Raw genomic sequence first — 18,229 nt, 5'->3', positions numbered from 1 at the left:
CGTCGGCCTGCTGCCGGAGCACGCGCAGCGCTACCCGCACGAGTTCTCCGGCGGTCAGCGGCAGCGTATCTGCATTGCGCGCGCGCTGGCGCTCAACCCGAAAGTGGTCATTGCCGATGAGTCGGTCTCTGCGCTTGATGTCTCTATCCAGGCGCAGATCATCAACCTGATGCTGGATCTGCAGCGTGAATTCGGCATCGCCTTCCTGTTTATTTCACACGACATGGCGGTCGTGGAGCGCATCAGCCATCGTGTCGCCGTTATGTATCTTGGACAGATTGTGGAGATGGGGCCGCGTCAGGCTGTGTTTGAACAGCCGCGGCATCCCTATACAAAAAAACTGATGGCCGCAGTGCCGGTGGCCGATCCGGCCCACCGGCACCGTGAGCGGGCGCTGATGGTGGATGAGATCCCCAGCCCGATTCGCCCGCTGGGTGATGAGCCGGAAGTAGCACCGTTACTGGAAGTGGCGCCCGGACACTTTGTTGCCCGCCACGCCATTAGCGGCGCCTGAGCAGCAACCACGCGCGTTCGATAAATGCGCGTCAGACAGGGACTACAGGAGAACGATAACAATGCACCATATTATGCGAAAAGGGGTTATCACTGCCGGGTTGTTGAGTTCGGCGCTGGCACTGCCAGCCTGGGCGGCGAAAGACGCAGTGATTGCAGTGGCATCGACCTTTACCACGATGGATCCGTACGACGCCAACGATACGCTGTCGCAGGCGGTAGCGAAGTCTTTCTATCAGGGCCTGTTCGGCTTTGATAAAGAGATGAAGCTGGTGAACGTGCTGGCGGAGAGCTATGAGGCGAGTAGCGATGGCCTGACCTATACCATTAAGCTGCGTCCGGGCGTGAAGTTCCAGGATGGCACCGATTTCAATGCCGAAGCCGTCAAGGTAAACCTCGATCGCGCCAGTAATCCGGATAACCATCTCAAGCGTTACAACCTGTTCAAATACATCGCCACCACAGAAGTGGTCGATCCTGCGACGGTGAAGATTACCCTGAAGCAGCCGTTCTCCGCCTTTATTAACAACCTGGCGCACCCGGCTGCGGCGATGATCTCGCCCACGGCGCTGAAGAAATATGGCAAAGATATCGGTTTCCACCCGGTGGGTACCGGTCCGTATCAGTTCGAAACCTGGAACCAGACCGATTTCGTGAAGGTGAAGAAGTGGGACGGTTACTGGAAAAAAGGCTATCCGAAGCTGGATAGCATTACCTGGCGTCCGATTGTCGATAACAATACCCGTGCGGCGATGCTGCAGACCGGTGAAGCGAGCTTTGCTTTCCCGGTGCCGCTTGAGCAGGCCAAACTACTTAAAGGCAATAGCAAGCTGGATGTGGTGACAACGCCGTCAATCATGCAGCGTTATATCAGCCTGAACGTGACGCAGAAGCCTTTTGATAATCCGAAAGTGCGTGAAGCGCTGGAGTACGCCATCAACCGCCAGGCGCTGGCGAAAGTGGCCTTTGCCGGTTACGCCACGCCAGCCACCGGCATCGTGCCGCCGTCCATCGATTTCGCCCAGCGTTACCCGGCCATCAAATACGATCCGGCCAAAGCGCGTGCGTTACTGAAAGAGGCGGGCTACCCGAACGGCTTTGAGACCACGCTGTGGTCATCGCATAACCACAGCACCGCGCAGAAGGTGCTGCAGTTTACGCAGCAGCAGCTGGCGCAGGTGGGTGTGAAGGTGAAAGTGACGGCGATGGATGCCGGCCAGCGCGCTGCGGAAGTGGAGGGCAAAGGGCAGAAAGAGAGCGGGGTACGCATGTTCTACACCGGCTGGTCAGCCTCAACCGGCGAAGCCGACTGGGCGCTGACGCCGCTGTTTGCCACCAGCTCCTGGCCGCCGGCGATCTTTAATACTGCTTTCTACAGTAATCCGCAGGTGGATAAAGATCTGGCGGATGCGCTCAAAACCACCGATCGCGAACAGAAAGCCAAACTGTACAAAGACGCCCAGGATCGCATCTGGAACGATCATCCGTGGATTCCACTGGTGGTGGAGCAGCTGTTGTCTGCCAACAATAAGAACCTGAGTGGTTTTTATGTCATGCCCGATACCTCATTCAATTTTGATGAGGCGGATCTGAAGTAACAGACGCAGCCAGCCCTGCGGGGCTGGCTGATGCTGCGCAGGATTTCGCATGCTCAACTATTTTCTCAAACGCTTACTGGGGTTGATTCCCACCCTGCTGATTGTCGCCGTGCTGGTGTTTCTGTTTGTACACCTGCTGCCGGGCGATCCGGCGCGCCTGATTGCCGGACCGGAAGCGGACGCCTCGGTCGTGGCGCTGGTGCGGCAGGATCTGGGGCTGGATCAACCGCTGATTCAACAGTTCTGGCACTTTATCGTAAATGCGCTGCAGGGCGATTTTGGCCAGTCGATGGTTTCGAAACGGCCGGTGTCGCAGGAGATTGCCGCGCGCTTTTTCCCGACGCTGTGGCTGACGCTCTCCAGCATGGTGTGGGCGGTGATTTTCGGCATGGCGATCGGCATTGTTTCGGCAGTATGGCGCAATCGCTGGCCGGATCGCATCGGTATGACGCTGGCGGTGTCCGGCATCTCTTTCCCCGCCTTCGCACTGGGGATGTTGCTGATGCAGGTGTTTTCGGTGGAGCTGGGTTGGTTACCGACCGTTGGCGCCGATAGCTGGCAGCACTATATCCTGCCATCCATTACGCTCGGTGCGGCGGTCGCGGCGGTGATGGCGCGCTTTACCCGCGCGTCGTTCGTTGAGGTGATGCAGGAAGATTATATGCGCACCGCGCGCGCCAAAGGGGTGCGTGAATCGCTGGTGGTAGTGAAGCACGGCCTGCGCAACGCCATGATTCCGGTGGTGACGATGATGGGGCTGCAGTTTGGCTTCCTGCTGGGCGGTTCGATTGTGGTGGAAGTGGTATTTAACTGGCCCGGATTAGGGCGTTTACTGGTGGACTCTGTGGCGATGCGCGACTACCCGGTGATTCAGGCCGAAGTGCTGCTATTTTCGCTGGAGTTCATTCTGATTAACCTGATTGTCGATATGCTGTACGCGGCGATCAACCCGGCAATTCGCTACAGGTAAGGAGTCGCAATTGAAGAACTGGCGACGCGAGGCGGCACTGAAAACCATGCCGGCGATCACGGAAAACCGGGTACGCACGCCGTGGCGTGAATTCTGGCGGCGTTTTCGCCATCAGCACGTGGCTATGCTGGCGGGCGCATTTGTACTGCTGTTGGTCATACTGGCATTTATCGCGCCGTGGCTGGCACCGTTTGATGCAGAGAACTATTTCGATTACGACCGGCTCAATGAAGGCCCTTCGTGGATGCATCTGTTTGGCGTCGACTCTCTGGGGCGCGACATTTTCAGTCGTGTGCTGGTGGGGACGCGCATTTCGCTGATCGCGGGCTTCTTTTCGGTAGCGATAGGGTCAGCTATAGGGACGGTGCTGGGCCTGCTGGCGGGGTACTACGAAGGCTGGTGGGATCGCATAACCATGCGCGTCTGTGATGTGCTGTTCGCTTTTCCCGGGATTCTGCTGGCGATTGCGGTGGTGGCGATCATGGGCAGCGGTATGAGCAACGTCATTGTCGCAGTGGCGATCTTTAGTATTCCCGCCTTTGCCCGTCTGGTGCGCGGCAACACGCTGGTGCTGAAACATCAGACCTACATTGAGTCAGCACGCAGTATTGGCGCATCGGACTGGACGATTATTATGCGGCATATTTTGCCGGGTACAGTGTCGTCCATCGTGGTCTACTTCACCATGCGTATTGGCACATCAATCATCACGGCTGCGAGTTTGTCGTTTCTGGGGTTAGGCGCCCAGCCGCCCACGCCGGAGTGGGGCGCGATGCTAAATGAAGCGCGTGCGGATATGGTGATTGCGCCCCACGTAGCGATTTTCCCCAGCCTGGCGATCTTCCTGACGGTGCTGGCCTTTAATCTGCTGGGTGACGGATTGCGCGACGCGCTGGATCCGAAGCTGAAGACGTGAGCTTAACGCATATTCGCTGCAGGCTGCCCATGGCTGAGGGGAGGTTGAGCACGCCGGATCGGCCCATCTTTGTGCCGTCCGGGCTTGCCTCATCCTGTCGCTTCAGATCTTCGGAGTGGCGACCCGCAGGGCCGCCAGGGCTCAGAACGTCTCCCAGTTATCGTTGCCGTGACTGACGGCGGCCGGCAGAGCACGCGACGGCACAGGCGCGATCGGTGCCACGCTTTTCGCTACCGGAGTGACAGCCTGGCGTGCGCCGGTGTTGAAGCGCGACACGGCCGAGGAGAGACGGCTGGCCTGCTGCTCCAGCGAAGCGGATGCGTTCGCCGACTCCTGCACCAGCGTGGCGTTCTGCTGCGTCACGCGATCCATCTCATTCACCGCCTGGCCAATCTGATCGATACCGCGACTCTGTTCGTCCGAGGCCGAGGCAATTTCACCCATGATGTCGGTAACCCGCGTCACGGCATCAACGATCTCCTGCATGGTATTTCCCGCGCTGCTCACCTGTTGTGAACCAAGATCCACGCGCTGCACCGAGTTTTCAATCAGCAGCTTAATCTCTTTCGCCGCCTGGGCGCTGCGCTGTGCCAGATTTCGCACCTCACCCGCGACCACGGCGAACCCGCGTCCCTGTTCGCCAGCGCGTGCCGCTTCTACGGCAGCGTTGAGCGCCAGAATATTGGTCTGAAACGCGATACCATCAATAACGCTGGTGATATCGGCAATCTTCTTCGAACTGTCGGCGATATCACGCATGGTTTTCACCACGCCCTCCACCACGTTGCCACCTTTATCGGCAGTCTCAGAGGCGGTTTTCGCCAGCTGTGAAGCCTGACGCGCATTATCGGCGTTCTGCTTCACCGTTGCGGTCAGCTCTTCCATACTGGCGGCCGTCTCTTCCAGCGATGCAGCCTGCTGCTCGGTACGTGATGAGAGATCGTTATTGCCGTTGGCAATGGCGCTCGCGCTACCGAAAATCGCATCCGCGCTATCGCGAACGTTATTGATGGTGCCGAGCAGCGCCTGCTGCATGTGGCTCAGACTGGCCGCAATTGACGCCATCTCACTCTGGCCATCCAGCTGCAAACGGGCTGAGAGATCGCCGCCGGCAAAGCGCTCAATCTGCTGCTGCACCTGCTTCATCGGAGCAAGCAGAATACGGCGCACCAGCGTCCAGACCGCTACCAGCATCAGAATCACCACGGCTGCCATCGCACCCATCATGATCAGCATCTGCTGATAGGCGCGCTCATTTTCTGCGCTGCGCTGATTGGTTAACTGTGCATTCTCTTCACGCCACTGTTTGTAAGCCACTTCCAGTGCATCCTGTGCCTGCTGGGCGTCGAGGTTACCGTATGCGGCGTAATCGTTGGCTTTCAGAAAGACGGCAGACTGCTGTAACAGGTCGGCGTAAGCGTTAAATGTCTTTTCAACGGACTCCGCACTGGCCGCGTTCTGGCCCTCAACAGGCGGGTAGCTTCTATACTGATTAAAGTGCTGACGTGCTTCATCCAGCGAATCACCCGCGGTAACCAGCAGTTTGTTAATGGCTGCCAGCGATTGCGCATCGGTCTGATTCTTCAGGATACGGATGGCAACGCGGTTAATGGTCACGCGAGTTTTGACCAGCGTTTGCCAGCCATCACCCAGCTCGCGCTGCTGGTGGGAGAGCTGATTACTGGCGGTGAAATTTTGCTGTCCTGCGCTAAGCGCAGAGAAAAATAGCGAGCCGGAAATGGCCTGCATCGCCGTAAATACCATCAAAATCACGACGATGGCGGTTACGATTTTCATTTTATTGAACATCTGAGCATCTCTTAGCAATTGAGCCGGTAGTTATGTTATCGGTTGAAAAAAGCAACACTAAAGTGCCAAAGAGAAATAATTACCCTGAGCAATGAAAGCCGGCGGGAGGCCAACGAATGAAAGCGTTTGATTATGAACAGGACTATAAGAATCTCGATTTGCGTCAGCACCCGGAGCTGTATCGGGTTGGGCGCGGTGAGCAGGGCGTGCTGATGGTAGAGCCGTACAAAAGTGAAATTCTGCCGCACTGGCGCTTTCGCACGGTTGAAGTCGCGAAGCAATCTTCAGAGAAAATTATGGCGCTATTTGAGGACTATCGCGCGCAGGACGATTTTGTCGGGATGGATATGGCGCGAAAATTTATTCAGATGGGCTATACCCGCGCACGTCGCTACAGCAATCATAAAGGCGGACGTAAATATGATGCTGACGGAAATGAGCTACCGCGCACCACAGAGAAAGAGAAGGCCGCTGCTGCGGCCATTTTTAAAGCGTGCTGGGATCGGCTGCGTGTTGATACCGATTATCTGGCGCGCAAAAAAGCGCACCAGCAGAAGTACGGTTAGACGCGCGAACCCCACAAATCGTACTCATCCGCGTGCTCAACGCTAACGCGCACCACATCGCCCACTTTCACCTGACGGTCGCCGTTGAGATACACTGCGCCGTCAATCTCTGGCGCATCCGCCATACTGCGGCCAACGGCACCCTCTTCATCAACTTCATCGATAATGACCAGAATTTCACGGCCGATCTTCTCCTGCAGACGTTCAGCAGAGATCTGCTGCTGTAGCTGCATGAAGCGATCGAAACGCGCCTGTTTCACCTCGTCCGGCACCTGATCGGGTAGCTGGTTCGCGGTTGCGCCCTCTACCGGGCTGTACTGGAAGCAGCCCACGCGATCGAGTCGCGCCTCTTTGATGAAGTCGAGCAGCATCTGGAAATCCTCTTCGGTCTCTCCCGGGAAGCCGACAATGAAGGTGGAACGCAGCGTCAGCTCGGGGCAGATTTCGCGCCAGCGTTTGATGCGCTCCAGCGTACGCTCGACCGCACCTGGGCGCTTCATCAGCTTCAGAATGCGCGGGCTGGCGTGCTGCAGAGGAATATCGAGGTACGGCAGAATCTTGCCCTCGGCCATCAGCGGGATCACGTCATCAACATGCGGATAGGGATAAACGTAGTGCAGACGGACCCAGACGCCGAGCTTTGCCAGCTGTTCACACAGGCTGACCATACTGGTTTTCACCGGGGAGCCGTTCCAGAAACCGGTACGGTGTTTTACGTCAACGCCGTAAGCAGAGGTATCCTGCGAAATCACCAGCAGCTCTTTCACGCCGGCTTCGACCAGGCGTTTTGCTTCGTCAAGCACTGAACCAATTGGGCGGCTATCGAGATCGCCACGCATCGACGGGATAATGCAGAAGGTGCAGCGGTGATTACAGCCTTCGGAAATTTTCAGGTAAGCATAGTGGCGCGGCGTTAGCTTCACGCCCTGTTCCGGTACCAGACTCAGGAACGGATTGTGCTCCGGTTTTGGGACGTAAGTGTGTACGTGTGAGAGTACCTGCTCGTAGCTATGAGGGCCGGTGATCTCCAGCACTTTGGGGTGCACCTCGCGGATCTGATCCACTTTCGCCCCGAGACAGCCGGTCACGATCACTTTGCCGTTTTCATTCAGCGCTTCACCGATCGCTTCCAGTGACTCCTGTACGGCGCTATCAATAAATCCACAGGTGTTAACGATGACGATCTCCGCGTCATCGTAGCGTGGTACCACGTCATAACCTTCCGTACGCAGTTCGGTCAGGATGCGTTCAGAGTCAACGAGGTTTTTCGGACAGCCGAGGGAGACGAAGCCCACGCGCGGTGGATTTTTGACATGGCTCATAAGGATAAAAATTCATCATAATTAGTGTGGATAGGGGGGCGATTGTACAGAGGTTGCAGGGGAAAATGTATAGGGAAGCGTGGAAGACCCCCTATTAAAAAATCACCTTATAAACGGGCGCCAATCCGCAGAGAGGCGTGGCGGCTGACGGTAGCGTGCAGGTTGATCGCTGTGCCCGCCGCGTGAGACCTCTGCTGTTCTGGCGGACATCCGCAGAGTAAATAGAGCGATATCAATTATCTATAATTGTAAAGCTGCGTATTGATGCCGGCGGATATCAGGTGACAGATAGGCTACGGATAGCGTTATGGTATACGCTTACTCTGCACGCCCGGGCAATCCGGGTTGTCTAATGCAGCCCGTTTTGCTTAAATGTCGGGTTGGTGATTGTAAGTCGTTCACGACACTGAAATTTTTTTAAACGCGAACTGGTGCTGAGATGTACAGCATCAGGCAGATGCGGATAATGTGAGAGCAGACAAATGCAAGAGATCGTTAAAGGTTTTCTGAATTTCCAACAGAATGTGTTTCCTGAAAGGAAGGATCTTTTCAAACGTCTGGCGTCAAACCAGAATCCCAAAGCGCTGTTTATCTCCTGCTCAGACAGCCGTCTGGTGCCGGAGCTGGTCACGCAATCTGAGCCGGGTCAGCTGTTTGTCATCCGTAACGCCGGCAACATTGTACCGCCGTTTGGTCCGGAGCCGGGCGGTGTATCCGCCACGATTGAATATGCCGTGTTAGCGCTGGGCGTGACGGAAATCATCATCTGCGGCCACTCCAACTGTGGCGCCATGAATGCGATTGCCTCTAATGCCGATCTGGAGAGCATGCCGGCGGTTGATCACTGGCTGCACTATGCCAATGCGGCGAAAGCGTGGTGGATGAGCGTAACTACGATTCCGTTGAAGTGCGTCTTAATGAGATGGTGAAAGAGAACGTCATCGCTCAGCTCAACAATATCAAAACACACCCCTCTGTTTCCGTCGCGCTGCGTAAAGGCAAATTGCGTCTGCACGGGTGGGTTTACGATATTGAAAGCGGCGGTATCAACGCATTAACTAAAGGTGGCGAGTCTTTTATTTCGCTGGCTGATAATCCGGAAACCTGCTTCGAATAATCCTGCCTGCTTAAGCCCGGCGCCACGCCGGGCTTAATGTTTTGTAAATCCTGCACATCCTTTTTTACCGGCTGACTACGCTTAAGCGCAGACCGTGAAAAAGGAGAATCCCATGCGTTTATGGCGTGTTGCGCTGCTGGCTGGCGCGTTAAACTGTTCTTTTGTCGCGCTTGCGGCCGATGTACAGGTGCAGGTCCTGCAGGACAAACTTGATCATCCCTGGTCGGTAGCGTTTCTGCCGGACAATCAAACCTTACTCATCACTGAACGATCCGGCCAGCTACGCAGCTGGCAGCCAGGCAAAGGGCTCTCGCAGCCGATCAGCGGCGTGCCAAAGGTGTGGGCAAACCGGCAGGGCGGTCTGCTGGATGTGGTGCTGGCACCCGATTTTGCGCAAAGTCGACGCGTATGGCTCAGTTATACCACGGCGGATAACCGTGGCCGCGCGGGCGGCGTGGTGGGCTACGGTATTCTCAGCGATAACAACCGGCAGCTTCATGACTTCAGAGTAGTACTGGAGCAGACGCCTAAACTTTCCAGCGGTGCCAACATGGGTACGCGGCTGGCCTTCGATCGTCAGGGCTTCCTCTATATCGCCTTTGGCGATAATTTTGCCAGCAGCAGCGCGCAGGATCTGGATAAGCTCTCCGGTAAAATCGTGCGTCTGACGCAGGATGGCAAAACGCCGTCGGATAACCCGTTTGTGAACCGACAGGGCGCACGTGCGGAGATCTGGTCATATGGCGTGCGCAATCCGCAGGGGCTGGCGTTCAATCCCTGGGCGCAGCAGATGTGGGAGAGCGAGCACGGTCCGCGCGGCGGCGATGAAGTGAACAGCGCAGAGAAAGGCAAAAACTACGGCTGGCCGCTGGCGACATACGGTATTGATTACAGCGGCGATAAAGTACCGGAGGCGCAGGGCACAGATGCCGCGGGCACCACGCAGCCTCTGTTCTGGTGGAAGGTCTCCCCGGCCATCAGCGGCATGGCGTTTTACAACAGCGCACGTTTCCCGCAGTGGAAAAATTCGCTGTTTATCGGCGCGCTGAAAGATAAGAGCCTGATCCGTCTGCGGGTTAACGGTGAGAAGGTGGTGGAAGAGCAGCGGCTGCTGAAAGATCGCGGCGAGCGCATTCGTGACGTGCGTCAGGGGCCGGATGGCTATCTCTATGTGCTCACCGATGAGGCCAACGGCAAGCTATTGAAAGTGGGGCTGGCGGAGAGCGCCAGCGCCGCACAGGGTTAAGTTAGCGCACCCAGTGACACACCTGCCAGCCGCGCTGCTGTGCCTCCTGGTGCAGCAGCGCATCCGGGTTGATAACCCAGGCGTGATCGGCATGGGCCAGCAGCGGCAGGTCGTTCATTGAATCGCTATAAGCCCAGGTCTTCTCAAAACGTCGATCCTGCTGCAGGGCTTTCCAGTCACCCAGGCGGGTTACCTTGCCTTCCCGATAAGTGGCAGTGCCATAGATGTGCCCGCTATAGCGCTCATCGGTGACTTCAACGCCAATAGCCAGCGCGCCCTCTACGCCAAGCCGTTCAGCAATCGGTACGGCCAGATGATCGCCACTGGCGGTGATAATTATGACGCTATCACCGCGCTGCTGATGCCAGCGGATGCGCTCAAGGGCGGCGGGGAAGACGCGCGGCATGATGTCGCGGTGAATGAAGCGCCGCACCCAGCCGGCCACGGTCAGCGTGGCCATCCCGGCCAGTGGCGCCAGCGTTGTCTGCATGTACTCTTCAATCGATAAATTACCGGCGTGATACTGCCGCATCAACGCCTGCTCCTGCGCTATCAGTGCTTCAGGGGCGAAACCCTGTGAAACCAGCCAGCGCAGCCAGAGGCTGGTGCTGTCTTCACAAATCAGGGTTTCGTCCAGATCGAAAACGGCTAAGTCCATCATGGTTCTCCTCGGGCTGACTGGCATCAGGTTAGCGGAATTTTATGACTGTCCTGCCTGTTCTGCGAAAATTCGGAATTTCACGCAGTTTTTCCGGCGATGAGCGCACGATGCTGGCCGCGGCGCACATGCCAGGGTTACTCTAAGAAACTCTAGAAAACTTTACGAAAGGGCGGTTTTTTTCGCTGGCGTGAACCGTTAGCGTGGGGCAGGACATGTCTTGCCGGCACAAAACCATGATTTAACAAGGACTCTCTGGTCACGCTCATGAGAAAAAATACACTGACAGCTGCACTACGCCCTCTGGTGGCGACTTCCTTACTCATACTGCTTATCCCGGCCGCCGCGCTGGCAGAGCAGTCACCTGCTGCGCCGCAAATTGATGCCAAAGCCTGGATTCTGATCGATTATAACAGCGGCAAAGTGCTGACGGAGTCCAATGCCGATCAGCGCCTCGATCCGGCCAGCCTGACCAAAATGATGACCAGCTATGTCGTGGGCCAGGCGCTGAAGTCCGGCAAGATCACCAATAACGATATGGTGACCATCGGTCAGGATGCCTGGGCGACCGGCAATCCTAAGCTGCGCGGCTCATCGCTGATGTTTCTGAAGCCGGGCGATCGCATTCCGGTTTCAGAACTCAATAAAGGCGTAGTGATTCAATCCGGCAACGATGCCTGTATTGCGCTGGCCGATTATGTGGCGGGCAGTCAGGACTCCTTTATCGGGCTGATGAATAACTATGTTAAAGCGTTTGGCCTGCAGAATACGCACTTTATGACAGTGCATGGCCTGGATGCGGAAGGGCAGTACAGTACCGCGCGTGACATGGCCATTATCGGTCAGCGTTTGATCAGGGATGTGCCGGATGAGTATGCCCTGAACAGCCAGAAAGAGTTTACCTTCAATAATATTAAGCAGATGAACCGTAACCGTCTGCTGTGGAGCAGCAACCTCAAGGTTGACGGTATTAAAACCGGCCATACCTCTGGCGCGGGGAATAACCTGGTGGCCTCGGCGGTGGAGGGCGATATGCGGCTGATCTCAGTAGTGCTGGGGACGCAGAGCGACGCGATTCGCTTCCGCGAGAGTGAGAAGCTGCTAACGTGGGGCTTCCGTTTCTATGAAACCGTCACGCCGATTAAATCTGATAAACCTTTTGCACAGCAGCGCGTGTGGTTTGGTGAGCGCAATCAGGTGAATCTGGGGGTGGCGAAGGATGCCGCCATCACCCTTCCGAAAGGCAGATGAAAAACCTGAAAGCGAGTTTTACACTCAATTCACCGCAGCTGGAAGCCCCACTGAAGAAGGATCAGGTGGTAGGGACCATCGATTTTCAGCTGGATGGAAAGACCATTGAGCAGCGTCCACTGGTGGCCATGGAGGACGTACCGGAAGCCGGCTTTATTGGCCGTATCTGGGATTTCATCATGATGAAATTCAACGGCTGGTTCGGGAAGTGGTTTAGTTAAACTCCCGCAACGGGAACGGAGCAACAAGGGGCCGGCATCACTATATGCTGCACGGCCCGCAGCCTTGCAGCGTGCTTAATCGCGAATCCAGCCCTTCTTAATCGGCATGGCAAACAGGGCGCGATAAATCTGGTGCGTCAACGCCAGCATGCGCTGGCCATACAGCTGCCAGGCGAGATGCGACGCCAGACAACCCAAAATCCCCACCAGGAAACCACCCAGCATATCGAGCGGCCAGTGCACGCCCAGATAGACGCGTGACCACGCAATCGCGCTGCCCACCGCCAGCAAAATGACGCCGGACCAGCGGCGATGCCAGAACATAAAGGCCAGAGCAAAGGTAAAGATCGTCGTGCCGTGATCGCTCGGGTAGGAGTCATCAGCAGCGTGAGAAAGGAACTGGTGACCAAAGCCAATTGCAAACGGACGCGGATGCGGTAATAGCTGGCCCACACACCACGAAATACTCAGGGCATAAATCAGCGCCATGCCGGTTTTTAACACCAGCGCGCGTTGCGATTGCACCTGATCGCGCGGCCCCCACAGCCAGAGCGCGACAATCAGCAGTGGCACAATGGCAATCACATCTTTGGCGATAAATGTCGCCAGACCCAGCAGCCACGCCGGGGAGTCCGGCGTGGCGTTAATCCATAAAAACAGGGTGTGGTTAATGGCTTCCATCCCTTTTCCTCGTCTTATTTACCCAAAAAGAAACGCCGGCAAAAATCAGCACCTGGCTCAGCCACACCCACCAGCCCGCCCACAGGTTATGTGAGAAGAAGTGCGCGCCCCGCATCACCTGGCCATAGCCCATCAGCAGCCCCAGAACGATACCGCCCGCCAGCGCCAGCAGCGCGCAGCGCGGACGCTCCGGCCACCACAGAAAAAACAGGGCCATCAGCGCAAAGCCGCTTGAGGCGTGACCGCCGGGGAAACACTGCCCCGGACCGCTGTTGGCCGGCACCGCATCCAGTAACGCAAAGGTCGCAGCCTTACCGCCAAACAGCGCCAAATCCCACGGGCAGGAGTGTGCGCTGTGCGCTTTCAGTATTCCGACCACCAGCGGACCGCAACCGGCGAGCAGGGCCACCAAAATCCGCCGGCCCTCGCGCAGGTAGAGACCGCGTAACAGCAGCAGCACCGATCCGGCAATGATCGCATCTTTGAGAATGCGATGATTGAGCAGGTCCAGCCAGCGATTGTGCTGCCAGGGAAAGCGTTGCGTCAGCGGATCAAACCACATCCGGCTGAGGGCGATATCCAGATTTTCATTGCGTGACCACAGCAGAAAAACCAGTGCCAGAATTGCCAGCAAAATGAAGTTGATAGCGTAAAAGCGCCACGACAAAGAATAAATAGTCGTGCTCTTAATCTCACTGCGGGTTGTTGGAGTGTTTAAGTTTGATGAAAGTTGCATGAATATTCGAAAATAGCGAGGCCAGAGCAGCAGGGTCGCAATTTACGCTTAGGGCAACCTTAAGCGGTGATACTGCAGGCATAAAAAAACCCGCTAGCAGATGGCTAACGGGCTCCTCAATTTGGGGATTTCAAAGAAAAGCAGTGGCACTTATTCAGACTGCACCTGCTGAGATAAGTTCTTGGCAGGCACAAAATATTTTTAAAAAGGCAAAAGCGGCCAGATTATCACGATCAGGGTGCCCGCCAGCGTCAGCAAAACGTTAGCAATGGCATAAGTTCCTGCATAGCCGAGTGCCGGAATGCTACTGCGCGCGGTATCGCTGATGATCTCCATGGCCGGTGCACAGGTACGTGCCCCCATAATGGCGCCGAACAGCAGCGCACGATTCATGCGCAGCACATAAGCGCCAAACAGGTAACAGATCACGACCGGCAGCAGGCTGACGAGTAAACCGCTCAGCAGCATCAGTGCACCTGCGCCGCCAAGACCGTGCTGCAAGCCGCTGCCAGCGCTCAGGCCCACGCCAGCCATAAACACCATTAGCCCAAACTCTTTCACCATGGTCAGCGCCCCCTGCGGAATGTAGCCGAACGTGGGGTGGTTGGCACGCAGGAAGCCCAGCATGATCCCCGCGAACAGCAGGCCCGCCGCGTTACCGATGCCAAAGCTAAAGTTGCTGAACTGGAAGGTGATCATGCCGATCATTAAACCGATAATAAAGAAGGCACAGAACGCCAGCAGATCGGTCATCTGGCTATGTATGGCAATAAAACCGATGCGATCGGCCAGGCTTTTCACCCGGCGCGCTTCACCGCTCACCTGCAGCACATCGCCTTTATTGAGCATGATGCTGTCGTCTATCGGCATCTCAATCTGACTGCGGATCACCCGGTTAAGGAAACAGCCGTGATCGGTCAGTTTCAGATGGCTGAGGCGCTTGTTCACCGCATTGTGGTTTTTCACCACAATCTCTTCAGTCACGATGCGCATATCCAGCAGATCGCGATCAAACACCTCTTTGCCGTTGCGGAAGCTGGCGTCCAGCCGGGCGTGCGCGTCCGGGTAACCCACCAGCGAAATCTCATCGCCGAGCTGCAGCATGGCATCGCCGTCCGGGCTGGCGAGAATACCGTTACGGCGCAGACGCTCAATGTAGCAGCCGGTCTGGCGATGGATGCCGAGCTCACGCAGGTTCTTGCCGCCGCTCCACTCAACCAGCTCCGGCCCCACGCGGTAGGCGCGGATCACCGGCAGAAACACTTTGCGCTGGCTGTCAGCATCAAGGCCGCGCTCGCGCGCGATCTGCTGTGCGCAGGTCGGCAGATCCTGATGTTGCAGGCGCGGCAGATAGCGCGCGCCAAATATCAGGCTCACCAGACCAATCAGATAGGTGAGGGCGTACCCCAGGCTGAGATTATCCTGCATGCGCCCCAGCTGCTGGCCATCGCTGATGCTCTGCCGCAGCGTATCACCGGCACCCACCAGCACCGGCGTTGAGGTCATCGATCCCGCCAGCATGCCCGCCGTCAGGCCAATATCCCAGCCGAAGACTTTCCCCAGCGTGAGCGCAATCAGCAGCGCGCTGACCACCATGACGATCGCCAGAAAGAAATAGTTTTTACCGTCGCGGAAAAAGATAGAGAAAAAGTTAGGACCGGCTTCAACGCCAACACAAAAAATAAACAGCATAAAACCCAGGCTAAGCGCGTCGGTATTAATGGCGAAGTGTTGCTGGCCTAAAATCAGCGAAACCACCAGCACACCAATAGAATTACCGAGCTGAACGGAACCAAGGCGTAATTTACCCAGGCACAGCCCGAGCGCTAAAACGACAAATAATAACAGAACGTCATTTCCACTTAACAATTCTGCGACGTTTATGTTCACGGTTTAACTTCTTATTTACTTGTAACGGGTTGATGAAAAGGCCTTTTTTCGCTATCTTGTCACGGCCGCCAGCATCCATGTTGCCGAAAGAGCACAGGCTAAAAACAGTACGCTTTAGCGTATCAGCGGCAGACAGAGCATTAAATGTGCTGCCGTTCACTCTGTACTTCAGATATGACCGGTATAAAGCGGCGTTATTCTAAACATAATTAATACCCTCAGCTATCAGCAGTCTCTTTTCCCTCTGCCAGCAGCTGTTTCTTTTTATTTCCACTTAAACACACCAGGCAGTTAAACGTTTCAATATTGTTAACGCTAAAGTTGAGGATAGTTATGTTGCAGCGCAATAATCGCTGGCCAGCATCGGTTCTGGGCGTGATGCTTTATACGCTGGTGTTTATTTTTGCCCATCATTTCTGGCTGGCAACCACGGCGCAGGCAGTGCGCGGTCAGCCCGAGCTGCTGCTGTTTTTACTGCCGGGCATGCTGATGGCGCTGCTGCAACCCCGGCGTCCACTGATCGCCACGCTTTGGGTCGCGCTGGCGGGTACGCTGGCAGGTATGGCATGGGTGGTGCTGGCTGTGCCGATGACGCATAGCGGGCTGCTGGTGCTGGCGTGGAGTCTGAGTGCGCTGTTCTGGGCGGGCTGTGGGGCACTGCTGGTGCGGCTGCTGCGCATTATGCTGGCGATGCGTGCCGGCTAAAAGCAAAAACGGGCCCGCAGGCCCGCTGAATTACGCTTCGATACCCAGATTCTCTTTCGTCCAGGCAGCGAACTCGGTGTAGCCACCGATATGCTGATCGTCGAGGAAAATTTGCGGCACGGTAGAAACCGGCTTACCGGCGCGCGCTTCCAGGTCGGCTTTGGTGATGCCGGTCGCCTGAATGTCGACATACTGGTAATTAAAGTCGTCGCGCTCGTTGGTTAACTTGGTGGCCAACTCTTTTGCACGTACGCAGTAAGGGCAGCTGGAACGGCCAAAAATCACTGCAATCATTGCTTCTCTCCTTCCGCTGCTGTTTTGTGAGCGTTGTCACATCACAGCGTGAATAATGCGTCACATCATGCCCGCCCGTACTGCTTAAGAAAAGTAAAAATTGCCTGTTACTCTGATGCGCGCTGCCTATAGCCGCCAGACTTTATTCTGCAGGCGCACAGGCTACACTTGTTCACCCCGGCGGGGATAAACAGGCCTGACGCTGTCCTGCAGCGCAAATTATTCGGGTATAGACTGCAATTTACCCCCTGAACAACAACGGAAACATCGCATGCGTAATCTGGCCACCTTGCCAAAACCTGTGTTGCTGCTGGAGCTGCTTGGCGTGATCGCGGTGATTGGTGCCTTACTGCTGGTTAATGACTGGCTGGCTGCACCCGAATTTATCGGGAAAAAACCGCTGGCGACACTGCTCTTTTTCCTCGGTATCGCCCTGATGTTACCCGCCGCCTGGCTCATGATGTGGCGTACGGCAAAAGCGATGGCGCCGCAGTTGTTCAATCAAACCAACAAAAAGAAGTAACCGGAGAGGATTATGACGCCGACCATTGACCTGCTATGCAGCCACCGTTCCATTCGCGCTTTTACTGAGCAGGGGATTGATGACGCCCGGCGCAGCGCGATTATTGCTGCAGCACAAGCGGCTTCCACCTCCAGCTTTTTACAGTGCTCCTCTATTATTCGCATCACCGATCGGGAAAAACGTGAACAGCTGGTACAGCTGACCGGCGGCCAGCCCTGGGTTAGCGCCGCTGCCGAATTCTGGGTATTTTGTGCCGATTTTAATCGCCACCTGCAGATCAGTCCGGAGGCGCAACTTGGGCGCGCTGAACAGCTGCTGCTCGGCTGCGTGGATACGGCGCTGATGGCGCAGAACGCCATGGTCGCGGCCGAATCGCTCGGCCTGGGCGGCGTCTTTATTGGCGGCATTCGTAACAGCATCGCGCAGGTAACCGAGCTGCTGGCGCTGCCAAAGTTCGTGCTGCCGCTGTTTGGTTTCTGCATCGGTTATCCTGCTGCCTCACCGGACGTGAAGCCGCGTATTCCGCAGGCAATGCTGGTGCATGAAAACTGCTATCAGCCGCTGGATAAGGAGGTGCTGGCACAGTACGATCGTGAGATCACCGCTTACTATCAGCAGCGCGACAGCAACCAGCGCTCAGAAACCTGGAGCGAGCTGATTCAGCGGCTGATCATCAAAGAGACCCGGCCATTTATGCTGGATTACCTGCATCAGCAGGGCTGGGCCACGCGCTAAGCACAAGGAACTCTGCAATGAAGATGGCCATTCTCACGCGTGATGGATCGCTCTATTCGTGTAAACGACTGCGTGATGCCGCTGAAGAGCGTGGCCATCAGGTGCAGATGATCGATCCGCTCTCCTGCTATATGAACATCAACTCTGATTCGTCCGCGGTGCACTATCGCGGCGAAGCGCTCGGACATTTTGATGCGGTGATTCCGCGTATCGGCACCGCAACGACGTTCTACGGCACGGCGGTGTTGCGCCAGTTTGAGATGCTCGGTAGCTATCCGCTGAATGAATCGGTGGCAATTACCCGCGCGCGTGACAAACTGCGCTCGCTGCAGCTGCTGGCACGCGAGGGCATTGATATGCCCGTCACCGGCTTTGCTTCATCACCCGACGATACTCAGGATCTCATCGCCATGGTGGGCGGAGCGCCGCTGGTGGTCAAGCTGGTCGAGGGCACGCAGGGCATTGGCGTGGTGCTGGC

Annotated in this window: 16 protein-coding genes and 3 pseudogenes; 12 read left to right on the top strand and 7 right to left on the bottom strand. The window is 56.3% G+C overall.

The window, feature by feature from the left end:
• From HA48_RS19990 to gsiD, 4 genes are all read left to right on the top strand, one after another.
• The coding region (locus HA48_RS19990; RefSeq protein WP_128602873.1) for an oligopeptide/dipeptide ABC transporter ATP-binding protein at positions 1 to 514 on the top strand (514 nt) is incomplete at its 5' end.
• Positions 515 to 575: 61 nt separating this feature from the next.
• Positions 576 to 2,111, top strand: a complete 1,536-nt coding sequence (gene gsiB, locus HA48_RS19985) for a glutathione ABC transporter substrate-binding protein GsiB (RefSeq protein ID WP_128602872.1) — start codon at positions 576 to 578, stop codon at positions 2,109 to 2,111.
• Between the two features lie 49 nt (positions 2,112 to 2,160).
• Positions 2,161 to 3,081: a glutathione ABC transporter permease GsiC gene (gene gsiC / locus HA48_RS19980; protein WP_128602871.1), complete on the top strand. Its 921-nt coding sequence runs from the start codon at positions 2,161 to 2,163 to the stop codon at positions 3,079 to 3,081.
• A gap of 10 nt (positions 3,082 to 3,091) precedes the next feature.
• Positions 3,092 to 3,997, top strand: a complete 906-nt coding sequence (gsiD, locus tag HA48_RS19975; protein WP_128602870.1) for a glutathione ABC transporter permease GsiD — start codon at positions 3,092 to 3,094, stop codon at positions 3,995 to 3,997.
• 141 nt (positions 3,998 to 4,138) lie between these two features.
• Here the strand turns inward: gsiD and HA48_RS19970 are convergent, their stop codons facing one another.
• On the bottom strand, positions 4,139 to 5,806 hold the full coding sequence (locus HA48_RS19970; protein ID WP_128602869.1) for a methyl-accepting chemotaxis protein: 1,668 nt from the start codon (positions 5,804 to 5,806) through the stop codon (positions 4,139 to 4,141).
• A gap of 116 nt (positions 5,807 to 5,922) precedes the next feature.
• Here HA48_RS19970 and HA48_RS19965 point away from each other — a divergent pair, with 116 nt between their 5' ends.
• Positions 5,923 to 6,372, top strand: a complete 450-nt coding sequence (locus tag HA48_RS19965; protein WP_128602868.1) for a DUF4385 domain-containing protein — start codon at positions 5,923 to 5,925, stop codon at positions 6,370 to 6,372.
• On the opposite strand, the gene rimO is transcribed toward HA48_RS19965, so the two are convergent.
• Positions 6,369 to 7,694: a 30S ribosomal protein S12 methylthiotransferase RimO gene (rimO, locus tag HA48_RS19960; RefSeq protein ID WP_128602867.1), complete on the bottom strand. Its 1,326-nt coding sequence runs from the start codon at positions 7,692 to 7,694 to the stop codon at positions 6,369 to 6,371. The two genes, HA48_RS19965 and rimO, sit on opposite strands and share 4 nt — an antisense overlap.
• Positions 7,695 to 8,176: 482 nt before the next feature.
• On the opposite strand from rimO, the pseudogene HA48_RS19955 reads away from it, so the two are divergent.
• Together HA48_RS19955 and HA48_RS19950 are read left to right on the top strand one after the other, a co-directional pair.
• Positions 8,177 to 8,811, top strand: a pseudogene (locus HA48_RS19955) (carbonic anhydrase).
• A gap of 112 nt (positions 8,812 to 8,923) precedes the next feature.
• The gene (locus HA48_RS19950; RefSeq protein WP_128602866.1) at positions 8,924 to 10,057 is read left to right on the top strand and encodes a PQQ-dependent sugar dehydrogenase; all 1,134 of its coding nucleotides are present in this window, start codon (positions 8,924 to 8,926) and stop codon (positions 10,055 to 10,057) included.
• Between the two features lies 1 nt (position 10,058).
• On the opposite strand, the gene HA48_RS19945 is transcribed toward HA48_RS19950, so the two are convergent.
• Positions 10,059 to 10,715 carry an HAD family hydrolase gene (locus HA48_RS19945; RefSeq protein ID WP_128602865.1) on the bottom strand — a complete coding sequence of 219 codons (657 nt, stop codon included), beginning with the start codon at positions 10,713 to 10,715 and terminating at the stop codon, positions 10,059 to 10,061.
• 267 nt (positions 10,716 to 10,982) lie between these two features.
• Between HA48_RS19945 and HA48_RS19940 the strand changes: the two are divergent.
• A pseudogene (locus tag HA48_RS19940) lies at positions 10,983 to 12,187 on the top strand (serine hydrolase).
• A 75-nt stretch (positions 12,188 to 12,262) separates the two neighbouring features.
• Here the strand turns inward: HA48_RS19940 and ybjG are convergent.
• From ybjG to HA48_RS19925, 3 genes are all read right to left on the bottom strand, one after another.
• A complete protein-coding gene (gene ybjG / locus HA48_RS19935) occupies positions 12,263 to 12,868 on the bottom strand; it encodes an undecaprenyl-diphosphate phosphatase (protein ID WP_128602864.1) in 606 nt (201 codons plus the stop codon).
• Complete coding sequence (locus HA48_RS19930; RefSeq protein WP_128602863.1) at positions 12,855 to 13,604, bottom strand: phosphatase PAP2 family protein; 750 nt, start codon at positions 13,602 to 13,604, stop codon at positions 12,855 to 12,857. Before HA48_RS19930 ends, ybjG begins: the two co-directional genes overlap by 14 nt.
• Before the next feature lie 201 nt (positions 13,605 to 13,805).
• Positions 13,806 to 15,494, bottom strand: a complete 1,689-nt coding sequence (locus HA48_RS19925; protein WP_128602862.1) for an aspartate:alanine antiporter — start codon at positions 15,492 to 15,494, stop codon at positions 13,806 to 13,808.
• Between the two features lie 333 nt (positions 15,495 to 15,827).
• Between HA48_RS19925 and ybjM the strand changes: the two genes are divergently transcribed.
• On the top strand, positions 15,828 to 16,199 hold the full coding sequence (gene ybjM, locus HA48_RS19920) for an inner membrane protein YbjM (RefSeq protein WP_128602861.1): 372 nt from the start codon (positions 15,828 to 15,830) through the stop codon (positions 16,197 to 16,199).
• Between the two features lie 30 nt (positions 16,200 to 16,229).
• Here the strand turns inward: ybjM and HA48_RS19915 are convergent, their stop codons facing one another.
• Positions 16,230 to 16,493 carry a GrxA family glutaredoxin gene (locus HA48_RS19915; RefSeq protein ID WP_128602860.1) on the bottom strand — a complete coding sequence of 88 codons (264 nt, stop codon included), beginning with the start codon at positions 16,491 to 16,493 and terminating at the stop codon, positions 16,230 to 16,232.
• 271 nt (positions 16,494 to 16,764) lie between these two features.
• Between HA48_RS19915 and HA48_RS19910 the strand changes: the two genes are divergently transcribed.
• From HA48_RS19910 to HA48_RS19900, 3 genes and pseudogenes are all read left to right on the top strand, one after another.
• Positions 16,765 to 17,016: a DUF1418 family protein gene (locus HA48_RS19910; RefSeq protein ID WP_128602859.1), complete on the top strand. Its 252-nt coding sequence runs from the start codon at positions 16,765 to 16,767 to the stop codon at positions 17,014 to 17,016.
• Between the two features lie 12 nt (positions 17,017 to 17,028).
• Entirely contained in the window at positions 17,029 to 17,751 is a 723-nt protein-coding gene (gene nfsA / locus HA48_RS19905) for an oxygen-insensitive NADPH nitroreductase (RefSeq protein ID WP_128602858.1), read from the top strand.
• Positions 17,752 to 17,768: 17 nt separating this feature from the next.
• Positions 17,769 to 18,229, top strand: a pseudogene (locus HA48_RS19900) (30S ribosomal protein S6--L-glutamate ligase); the annotation flags it as partial.

This window comes from Pantoea wallisii (assembly GCF_002095485.1).
Classification (GTDB): Bacteria; Pseudomonadota; Gammaproteobacteria; order Enterobacterales; family Enterobacteriaceae; genus Pantoea; species Pantoea wallisii.
This window is presented reverse-complemented; position numbering and strand designations above follow the sequence as displayed.

Excerpts from the sequence above, each read along its gene's own strand:
- gsiB (WP_128602872.1), top strand. The coding sequence starts at position 576 with ATGCACCATATTATGCGAAAAGGGGTTATCACTGCCGGGTTGTTGAGT.
- gsiC (WP_128602871.1), top strand. The coding sequence starts at position 2,161 with ATGCTCAACTATTTTCTCAAACGCTTACTGGGGTTGATTCCCACCCTG.
- HA48_RS19970 (WP_128602869.1), bottom strand. The coding sequence starts at position 5,806 with ATGTTCAATAAAATGAAAATCGTAACCGCCATCGTCGTGATTTTGATG.
- HA48_RS19965 (WP_128602868.1), top strand. The coding sequence starts at position 5,923 with ATGAAAGCGTTTGATTATGAACAGGACTATAAGAATCTCGATTTGCGT.
- rimO (WP_128602867.1), bottom strand. The coding sequence starts at position 7,694 with ATGAGCCATGTCAAAAATCCACCGCGCGTGGGCTTCGTCTCCCTCGGC.
- HA48_RS19950 (WP_128602866.1), top strand. The coding sequence starts at position 8,924 with ATGCGTTTATGGCGTGTTGCGCTGCTGGCTGGCGCGTTAAACTGTTCT.
- HA48_RS19945 (WP_128602865.1), bottom strand. The coding sequence starts at position 10,715 with ATGGACTTAGCCGTTTTCGATCTGGACGAAACCCTGATTTGTGAAGAC.
- ybjG (WP_128602864.1), bottom strand. The coding sequence starts at position 12,868 with ATGGAAGCCATTAACCACACCCTGTTTTTATGGATTAACGCCACGCCG.
- HA48_RS19930 (WP_128602863.1), bottom strand. The coding sequence starts at position 13,604 with ATGCAACTTTCATCAAACTTAAACACTCCAACAACCCGCAGTGAGATT.
- ybjM (WP_128602861.1), top strand. The coding sequence starts at position 15,828 with ATGTTGCAGCGCAATAATCGCTGGCCAGCATCGGTTCTGGGCGTGATG.
- HA48_RS19915 (WP_128602860.1), bottom strand. The coding sequence starts at position 16,493 with ATGATTGCAGTGATTTTTGGCCGTTCCAGCTGCCCTTACTGCGTACGT.
- HA48_RS19910 (WP_128602859.1), top strand. The coding sequence starts at position 16,765 with ATGCGTAATCTGGCCACCTTGCCAAAACCTGTGTTGCTGCTGGAGCTG.
- nfsA (WP_128602858.1), top strand. The coding sequence starts at position 17,029 with ATGACGCCGACCATTGACCTGCTATGCAGCCACCGTTCCATTCGCGCT.